Origin of the sequence: Streptomyces sp. NPDC058008, from assembly GCF_042886395.1 — a bacterium.
Taxonomy (GTDB): domain Bacteria; phylum Actinomycetota; class Actinomycetes; order Streptomycetales; family Streptomycetaceae; genus Streptomyces.
This window is the reverse complement of record NZ_JBHVQX010000064.1, coordinates 1-8,227: the sequence shown is the minus strand read 5'-3', so window position 1 is coordinate 8,227 and position 8,227 is coordinate 1. Positions and strand designations below refer to the sequence as shown.

The following is an 8,227-nucleotide window of genomic DNA, read 5'->3' as shown; positions in this document are numbered from 1 at the left end:
GTCGCCACCATGCACAACCTCGCCATGACCGGCTGAACCAGCAGGTCAAACACCATCCCGGCCTGCCCACACCCAGCCTTCTGCAACAACCTTTAAAGGTTGTTGCAGAACGTCTGGGAAAGGGCATTCCTCTTGTATGGGTGGGGTGTTGCGGGCTGAGCCGTTGTGGGTGGAGACATTCACCGGCTTGCGAATGGGCCGGTTCGAGAAGTTGGTGAAGGCTGTACGGGAGCGGGGAGGAAACGGTCCCGGTGGAGGGCACCCGTGGTGCCTGCCGCTGGCGGACCGGGTCCTCCTGGTGGCCGTCTACTACCGGACCAACCTCACGATGCGCCAGCTCGCCCCGCTCTTCGGGATCTCCCCGGCCACCGTTTGCCGGGTCATTCATCGCCTGCGGCCGCTTCTCGCGCTGGAGCCGGCGCCGCGGCCCGTCGCGGATGTCGAACGGTTGTGGATCGTGGACGGAACCCTGGTCCCGGTCCGCGACCGCAAAGTCGCCGCGTCCTCCCGAAACTATCGGTTCTCAGCGAACGTGCAGGTCATCATCGATGCGGACAGCCGCCTGGTGATCGCCTCAGCTCGCCCCGTCCCCGGGAACAAGGCTGACGCCCACGCCTGGCGGGAATCGGACCTGCCCGCCATCGCGTCCGGGACAACGGTCATCGCAGACGGCGCCTACCTGGGAACCGGACTGATCGTCCCGCACCGCAGAAGAGCCGGACGCCCACTCCTGCGCGGCCAGGAGGAGGACAACGCCGAACACCGACGCGTCCGCGCCCGCGTCGAGTACACCTTCGCCCGCATGAAGAACTGGAAAATCCTCCGCGACTGCCGCCAGAAAGGAGACGGACTCCACCACGCCGTCCAAGCCGTCGCCACCATGCACAACCTCGCCATGACCGGCTGAACCAGCAGGTCAAACGCCATCCCGGCCTGCCCACGCCCACCCTTCTGCAACAACCTTTGGGCCCTGAACCGGCACTGACCTCTGGCATCACGGGCGACGCCTCCCACTGGGCGGCGTCGCCCGTGCACCACACCTCCGGCGCACGGAAAGCAAAGTGGGCGGCGTCAAGCCGCTTGTGCTCGGGGCTCTTGAGGACGCGTCACGGCGCCGGGGGCTGACCGCGGCGTGGCCGGCCGAGTCCAACGAGAAGCGTTGTTGCGTTGGTGCGGGGTGGGTTGATACCCGGGTGGGGCAGGGTTGCCGGCAGGTATGCGGTGGAGGGTGGTGTGCTGGTGGAGTGGGACTGGTGGACGGTGGAGTTCGGGGACGTGCACGCGGGCGCTGCGGGTGTCCTGATCGCGGGCAGTGAGCCGGGCCCGGTGTATTTCGATGTTGGGAGCGGTCCGCACGTGCCGTCGACGACGCACTGGACGGCCTACGACGGCCGCTCGCGCCGCCCGCGCGCTGAGGCCCTGCGCGGGGTGTGTGCGTGCGGCTGGCGGGGGGCCGCGGAGTATTCGCTGGACTGGGCGGCGATCGGCGATCAGGCCTTGCACGAAGCGGACATCGACCTCACCGGTCCGCTCGCGGACTGGACCGCGCACCTGTCCGTTGTCCGCGACAAGACGGTGCCACTGCCGGAGCCCTTGGCCGCACTGCTGGTTGAGATCGCCGACCAGCTGAACACCACTGCCGTGGACACGCCGCTCGCCGCACTGCGCGCCGCCGGTGTGCTGGAGCGCATTACCACCAGGGCTGCCGGGGCAGCCGCGGGCATGCTGGACGCCGACGTGTCCGCCGAGGCTGTGGCCACCGCCCTTGGCACCAGCCGGTCCAAGGCCCTGATCCTGCTGATGACCGGGCGGGACGGGTAGCGGATACGGTCCGCAGCGGACGGCTGGCGTCCGAGGTACCGGCAGCCTGCCGCGCCAGCAGCAGGGTCCTGCCGCCGACTGGCCGGTCATGCGCCCACGCCCAGGCACCTTTCTCGCGCACCGGAATAGGCACACTCGCTGCCCGGCACACAGGCGATACCCCCCGATTCCCTCAGTCCGCGCGGTGTGCGGCGGGCCAAGAGGCGCCGGACGAGCAGTGCTTCCGCGAACTGTCCGCTCGGCGCACGGCTTGGCCCTACGATGAAGGTCTGCGCCGACGCTGGGAGTTCAGGTGGACATGGCTGAGCACACCCCGGACTACCCGCCCAGGACCCCGCCCCCACCCAAGCGCCCGCTCTCCCCACCACGCCCGGAGGCCAGCCTGCAAGGGGCCAGGGCCCGGATGCAGGTCCGCAACCGGCGCAGCGCCAACTGGTCACTGGAGGCCGCCCCGTGGTCTGCGAGGAAGGCGACCGGGCACGTCCTGGACCGGCTCCATGAATGGGGCTACCGGGAAGCCGACCAGGCCGCCGCCGACCTGACCGACCTCCTGGTGCGCACCGCCGTCGCGGACGGCGGCCGCCGCGTCTCCGTCCACCTCGCCGACCAGGACCGCCAGGCGCTCATCGTCGCCCTGTCCCACCAGCCCGGCCTTGCCGTCACCGACGATGCGGTCCTTCCGGAGCTCACCGCCCTTGGCGCGGTGGCGTGCGGCACTGACACCGCCGACGACGGACGCCGGCTCTGGGCGATCCTTCCTCTGTAGAACCCACCGGAAGCACCCGGCGCCGCTCGCACGGCGTTCCAGCAACATCAAGGTCGCCCGGCCGTTTCGCCCTCAACCCCGACAGCTGGGGCAAGGGCTATGGCACCGAGACTGTACGACTGCTCCTCGCCTGCGCCTTCGACGACCTGCACCGGGTGAACCACCGAAGCACTCATCGGTGCCTGCACCGCCCCCAGGTGCTGCACCACCGCTTCCGGGCCGCGCCCCAAGCTCATCTCAGCGCCGAGCGCAGGCATCTCTGGCTACAGACCGAACTGACTCATCAAGTCGGTGCTGAGTTCCTCAGCGACGCGCCCTGCTTCCTCGTCTGCTGCGATCGGGGAGAGCACTGTGTGCACCGGCTGGATGTGATGGGGACGGCGGGCGTACGCAGGTGCACTCTCGCGGCCGTCCGCGAAGGTCGCTGCGCGGGCTTCGAGAGTCCTCGGGCCGTTTGACGCGTAGATCGTCGCGGTGATCTGTTGTGTGCTGTCCAGGCGTAGTTTTCGTTGCGTTTCCTGAACGGCGGTCAGAAAGTCGCCGCAGGCTGCTTCGACCACGCGCTGGGACACAGGAAGGGCGTCGATGACGCCGGCTTCTTCGGCGAAGCTGTGCCGCCGTTCGGAAGGTGGCTGCCATGAGACGTTGGTGGCCAGGGTCACGGTGCCGTCATGGTGTAGCTCGATCATGGTGTTCCGGTTGTAGTCGATTTCCAGGGTGCTGGAGACCCAGCGTCGCAGTCCTGGGCGAGGGTTGATGAGGGTGTCGCCCATGCCGGTCAAGGGCCCGGGAACTCGTCGCGTGGGCGCATTGCATCCTCGTTCCTCGGCAACGTACAGAAGGTAGCGAGCTTCGTCCCTGCTCAGTGTGGGGGCGCCGTGCGGGTAAGGCCGGGTGGGCCGTGCGACGGCCACGAGCCAGGCTGAGGGCTGGGTGGCGTGCGCGGTGATGGTATGGGTGAGGAAGTCGGTGTGCCGGCGCAGAGCTTCCTCGGCGCTGTCGGTGCGGGTGAAGCGGTCCCGGTAGGCGCGTTCGATCTGGTGTTCCGCCATCCAAGCGGTGTGGTCTCTGTCGCGGTAGGGCACCGTGAACGCCTGTTGTTCTTTGTCTTTGTCCGATCTGCCGTGGACAAGGTGGGGTGCCATTTCACTGGCGGGGACGTCCACGACCAGGAGAGTCGTTGCTCCATCGGTCAGCCGGAACATGACCAGGTCGGGCAGGTAGGGGTGGACGTGGTTGCGGACCCACTGCGCATACTGCCGGAGATCCGCCTCCTCCCAGTCGATGCCGACGATCTTGTGATCGTCAGCGACGCCGTAGATGAGCAGTCCGCCACGGGTATTGGCCATCGCGCTGATGTCCTTGGCGAACTCGTTCCAGTGACCGTGCAGAGGAGGCCGGGGAAGGTGCTCCTTCCAGTCGAGGTCGTCTGACTCTTCGAGATGGTCCGCGGCTGCCTGGCTGACCATGTCGTAGGTGAGCGGGCCAGGGGCGCACCCCAGGTGCTGATGCAGCTTCGTCCATGTACGGGCCCGGCTCTGGGCGGTGACCGAGGCGTCCGATATCCCCATGAGCGATCCCCTTTGAGTGTCGGTGGGAGCGCTCACTCTAAGGTCGCTCGGTGACAACACGGCAGCCGCACCACGCCCCCGGTACGGCTTACCCGTCAGCGGGTGGCGCCCTCAAGCCCTTGAAGGGGGCGGGTGTCACTCGCACAATCGTGGACCTCGTCATCGGTGGGATCAGTGCTCGGTGAGGTCCCGGACGTTCCAACCCGCGTCGATCATGGCCTCCGCGTTGTGCTTGCCACGGTCGCGGTGGGCGGCGAGCACCAGCAGGTGGGTGGGGCGCGTAGCTCCGACGAAGACGAGCTGCACAGCGGCCTGGACGCCGGGCAGGTTCAAATCCTCGGGCTGGTGCTTCGAGCGCTGCTCTCTTCGCGGGTCCGTACTGTTCAGAAAAGTTGATGGCGGGCGGGGTGAACTGTGACCTCGGCACTGGGGAAGAGGGCCTGGAAAGGGCCCGGTTTCAGCCCTGTGAAGTGCTGTTCCGAAAGCAGCTTAACTGTGAGGACCTGTGGGCAGGTGTCGGGTAGTGGTGTGAGGTCAGTGTCTTCTCGAAGGTTCGTCACGTACACGACCTCGAGAGCGGGCAAGCCCGGGGCGGAGAAGAGACCGGGGAGGTGCTTCACTGCGATGCTTATCGTACTGAGACGGGGGAGTGTGGCGATCTCCGCCCAGTCGCTGGGGTCCAGGTCGCCTATGTCGTTTTGGATGTTCAGGAACTCCAGCATCGGCCAGGTGCTCAGCCCTCGCAGTCCGGTTTCGGCGACGGCGTTTCCTCCAAGTGACAGAGTGGTTAGAGGAGCATCCTGCGGGAGGGCGGACAGCCCGCCTGACAGGGGTGTCGAAACGGTAAGCGATTGGAGCGTGGAGAGGCTTTCCAGCCCGACTGTGTCACCAAGTTCCCGGATAAACAGTGAGGTCAACCCCGTCTCCGTCAGAGGGGTCAGGTCCTTAACTCCTGGACAGCTCGCTAGATTCATGTTCCGGACCGAGGATAGATAGGCAAATGGCCGCAGGTCGCTTAGCAGAGTATTTTCGTAGAGGCCGAGGTACTCCACCCGCTGGGGCAATGCTCTCAGGATGTCTGCAGGAACGTGGTCGCCAGTAACGCCGATTCGTTTCCGATCGCCAAGGCGTGGCAGAGCGCGTACCTGTGAGGGCGAGGTGGCGAAGAAGAACAGGTCGTGGGTGTCGACGTGGGCCAGTACCTCGTCGGCGTACACCTCTGCATCGAAGAAATTCCACGCCCGCATCAGATTGATCCGGACCCCCTGTGCGGAATGGTTTCGGTATTGCGCCAGCACCGGCACCGCCGCGTCCGTGCCGACCAGCGCTGCCGTCGCTGTCACGGCCTCTGCTTCGTCGTCGGAGAGTTCCTGCGGGCCCGGTAGCAATTCCAGGATCAGCGGTCCGATCTGTGCCAGTTCCTTGACCTCGGCGTCCGCGCGAGGAGGCAGCAGCTTTGCCGCCGCCTCCTGAACCCTGCGCCGCACGGCCGGATCAAGCTCTGTAGCGTGTTCCAGGCACGCCATGGCCAGCAGACGGACACGCTTGTCAGAGGAGGCCGTCAGGAGATTGAGTAACTCAGCCCGCTCACGAGGCCGGCTCTGTGCCACCGCCATACGGATGACATCCGCCCACTGATCGTCGGTGGCGTGCTGCACCAGCAGACCGAAGTCGCCGGCCTCCACAGCCGCCCGCGCCCCCAGGTAATCCTGGAACGTACGGTGCACGAAGTGGATCGTGTCCGGGCCCGGTGAGAGCAGCAGACCGGTGCGAATCAGGAAGTGGCGCAGTACAACACGTGCATCCCCGACGACCTGCGCCGCCGGAATCGCAGGTAATACCTCCGCGATGATGCTCTCCGCCCGGCTGCGGTCCAACTCTGTACGACCGTTACGGATGAGCCAGTGCGCTAGTCGCTGGAGGAGCTGCAGCTGAGGCTCCTCGCTCAGCTCTGGGGTCGCTATGTCGCGCTCACGGTCGCGGCGGACCAACAGCAGGGAGAGTGCGGAGTCGTACAATTCCTTGCGGCCGTGCGGGAGGTAGCCGCGCCGGTCTCGGTGCAGGGCGCAGATCAGGCCGCACATCAACGGATTGGTGGCAAGGCGGCCGAGGTCCGGTTTGGTGCGGACGGCATCGCGGAGCTGAGACTCGTAGGCGGCCAGGGCGGCATTCTCGTCGGGGGCACCGCTGGCGGCCGCTTGGTGCCAGCGCTTGATGAAGGCTGTCACATCCGAGGGGCTCATTGCGGAGAGGCCGAGCTCCGTGAAGCCGTCGGAGGCGAGCCAGTCCTCGCGTACTGCGGAGGGGCGTGAGGTGACGAGCCACCGGTTGCCGGGGTAGGTCTCCACCAAGTCGCGCAGCCAAGTCCGGGTGCGTTCGCGTTCAGGTTCGGGCACTTCGTCGAGGCCGTCGATGAGGACGAGTCCGCGGCCACTGGACAGGACGCGGTGCTCCCAGCCCTCCGGCTGGGTGCCGGCCAGAGGGCAGCTGACGGCGGTGAGGAAGTGTGTGGGGGCGGGGAGGCGTTCGCCGTGCCGGGTGAGGGTGCGCAGGGGGAGTACGAAGGGGATTCGGCCGATGAGGTAGGCCATGTGGTCCGCGGGTTCGGTCGCTGCCGATACCGCGAACCACTGGATCAGGGTGCTTTTGCCTGAGCCTGCAACTCCGCGTAACAGCACTCGGTCGTGGTCGGCCAGCGTCTGATCGGCGGGGGCCGATGAGGAGACAAGGGAGGCCGCCTCTGGGCCGAAGCCGAGGTCTTCCCGGTGACCGATCACATCGAGGCTGAGGTAGGCAGCGTCCAGCGGCCATCGGTCCGGCGAGTTGCTGAGATCGATGCCGTAGATCGTGAGATTGCCGTGCTTCTTGGCAACGTAGCTGAGGTAGCCGCGCTCGAAGGCTGTGTCCCGAGCGCCCGGGCGTGGGGTACGGGAGAGCATTTCGTCGACCTTCGTGACGAGGTCAGCCTGCGTCCGAGTCTGTTCCACCAGGGTACGAGCCACGAAGGTCGAGCGGCGGGTGAAGAACTCCAGGATCTGCAGGCAGGCCCACTCTGTCGCGGAGTCGAGGAAGAAGTGAGCATCGGATGACAGCCCATCCGGAACGGGCCCCTCGTGACGCAGTCTGCGCGCCAGTTCCCGTTGACCGAGCCGCACGGCCTGAACATCGCTCATGTCTAGATCTCCCAGGGCGAGCAACCTCCGGGCCAGTTCATCGGCTACGGCATCACGCTCCTGGGTGTGGAAAGGGCGTTCGCCTGGTGAGTTGATCGCTTCCTGGACTAGATGCTCCGCGAGCTTGTGCACGTCCTTCTCGCCTAGCGTGCGCTTCTCACCCCGGAACGAGACCAGGTTCTTTAGCCGCACGGGCTTGTCGACCAGGCCAGCACCGGGCCCGTCCGCTACGAAAAGTTGCCTGATCAGCGCGCCGACCAGTTTGGAGGCCAGCCTTCCACCGAGGACCACAGGATCCATCCGCCACCCCTATGTATTACGGATATGCAGGGAGCCTAGACGGTGGTCGCGGCAGCTGTCCCTAAACTCCCGTAGCTCGAACGTCCCTCGTCGCCGTTGGACAGTTTTCCTGTTGCCGCTATCCGGACCGATCGCGTCTCCCCTCGTGGGCATCCGGATCCACTGCCCGTGCGTACGTCCCAAGCACGGAGAACAGCAGCTTGTCGCCCGCGCGCAGGGTGACGTGAGTGTCGATGACGGGTTCTGCGAGCAGCACGGTTGTCATGGTCCTTGGAAGATGTTGTCGTCGTCGGTGAGCCCCGACGCCATCGATGAACCGGAGCATGACTTCCCAAGAGTCCGTCGGGTAGAGCAGGGGGTATCGGCAGATCTCTGTGTCTTCCCCGTCGGCTTCCCATGCTTGCTCCCACACCTTGCTGGTGGGGGAGTCGTAGTCGTCGTCGTGGCGGGTGCGCATGAAGCCGGCGGGGTCGGGTGCGATCCGGCCGACAGCGCCTCCGTCCGCGGTCGTGATGACCTTGAGCGGGGTTCCGCGTCCGTCGCAGATCAGGTGGTGTTTGCTGCCCGCTTTCCGCCGGTCGACCGGCGACGGACCG

Annotated in this window: 6 protein-coding genes and 1 pseudogene; 3 read left to right on the top strand and 4 right to left on the bottom strand. The window is 66.4% G+C overall.

Annotated features, from left to right (window positions below; translation table 11 throughout):
* Positions 1-136 precede the first annotated feature (136 nt).
* From ACFVS9_RS34035 to ACFVS9_RS34025, 3 genes are all read left to right on the top strand, one after another.
* Positions 137-907, top strand: coding sequence for a transposase (locus ACFVS9_RS34035; protein WP_389938861.1), 771 nt, complete (start codon positions 137-139; stop codon positions 905-907).
* Positions 908-1,233: 326 nt separating this feature from the next.
* Positions 1,234-1,821 carry a hypothetical protein gene (locus tag ACFVS9_RS34030; RefSeq protein ID WP_389938857.1) on the top strand — a complete coding sequence of 196 codons (588 nt, stop codon included), beginning with the start codon at positions 1,234-1,236 and terminating at the stop codon, positions 1,819-1,821.
* A gap of 298 nt (positions 1,822-2,119) precedes the next feature.
* The gene (locus ACFVS9_RS34025; protein WP_389938854.1) at positions 2,120-2,587 is read left to right on the top strand and encodes a hypothetical protein; all 468 of its coding nucleotides are present in this window, start codon (positions 2,120-2,122) and stop codon (positions 2,585-2,587) included.
* Positions 2,588-2,850: 263 nt separating this feature from the next.
* On the opposite strand, the gene ACFVS9_RS34020 is transcribed toward ACFVS9_RS34025, so the two are convergent.
* The 4 genes and pseudogenes from ACFVS9_RS34020 to ACFVS9_RS34005 all read right to left on the bottom strand — a co-directional run.
* Positions 2,851-4,056: a helix-turn-helix domain-containing protein gene (locus tag ACFVS9_RS34020; protein ID WP_389938851.1), complete on the bottom strand. Its 1,206-nt coding sequence runs from the start codon at positions 4,054-4,056 to the stop codon at positions 2,851-2,853.
* Between the two features lie 273 nt (positions 4,057-4,329).
* Complete coding sequence (locus tag ACFVS9_RS34015) at positions 4,330-4,491, bottom strand: hypothetical protein (protein ID WP_389938848.1); 162 nt, start codon at positions 4,489-4,491, stop codon at positions 4,330-4,332.
* 50 nt (positions 4,492-4,541) lie between these two features.
* A complete protein-coding gene (locus tag ACFVS9_RS34010; protein ID WP_389938846.1) occupies positions 4,542-7,631 on the bottom strand; it encodes an NACHT domain-containing protein in 3,090 nt (1,029 codons plus the stop codon).
* Positions 7,632-8,136: 505 nt separating this feature from the next.
* Positions 8,137-8,227 (bottom strand): annotated as a pseudogene (locus tag ACFVS9_RS34005) (IS5/IS1182 family transposase); the annotation flags it as partial.